Source organism: Paraburkholderia franconis, assembly GCF_009362735.1.
GTDB lineage: Bacteria > Pseudomonadota > Gammaproteobacteria > Burkholderiales > Burkholderiaceae > Paraburkholderia > Paraburkholderia franconis.
The window spans coordinates 1-802 of sequence record NZ_WHNP01000246.1; the positions used below are offsets into that span (position 1 = coordinate 1).

Here is an 802-nt window from a genome sequence, read left to right on the forward strand (position 1 = left end):
TGAGAGACCGCTTATCAGCGGTTCAGCGCCCTTGTTCCGGCGACGGAATGGATCAACGATGCGGTGTTTGCGAAGGGCTTGAGTAGATTGGCAAGACCGGCGTCAGTAAGGCGCTTCACGCTGTGCGCGAGCCTTGTGCGGTGAAAGTCGCTCGCAGGGTTCTTCGGGGGCCGCGTTTTCGAGAGGGAATGCGGCTACCCTCTCTCCTGAACGGGTCGGTTGAGCTTGGCATCTCAACTGTAGACCCTGGCCGCCCCCTTCTTTGGGCGGCCAGGAGGCCTTTCAATGATTATCACCGGCTGGCGCGTAATGGAGCGAAATCCGTTCCGTAAGAGGGCCGCGCTGTCGCACTCGCGGAAAACGGCGAAACGGCAGAGATCGGGCCAGGAAGAGTTATTCGCACCCGCCCTCGCTCGGACGTTCAAACTTCGGCTCCGCAACAGAAAGCCGCCATTCAGTGCGTGCTCTCCAACGAAGCTTCGTCGCCCATACCTGACAATCAGGTGAGATAAGGTCAAGTCTGGTGTACGGGCCGTTGATAGCGGGCGACGTCAAGCGGCGAGTTTCTGCTGACCCGGTTGATCGTCTTGCACCGGCTCGCCGTCCTGGAAGGCAATGCCCTCCAGCAACAGCTGGATCTGTTCGGGGCCGTTGATCCGGCGCCAGGTTTTTTCCGCTTCCTCGATTAGCTTGAATGCCAGACCGAGGAAGGTCGGTCGCGACACGCAGTTGCGCGTACGCGTAGTACGGTGGCGCACCGTCGCGAACGTCGACTCGATCGCGTTTGTTGTGCGCAGGTGCT

Annotated in this window: 1 pseudogene; it reads right to left on the reverse strand. The window is 60.2% G+C overall.

Annotated features, from left to right (window positions below):
* Positions 1-551: 551 nt before the first annotated feature.
* Positions 552-802: pseudogene (locus tag GCT13_RS47985) on the reverse strand (IS256 family transposase); the annotation flags it as partial.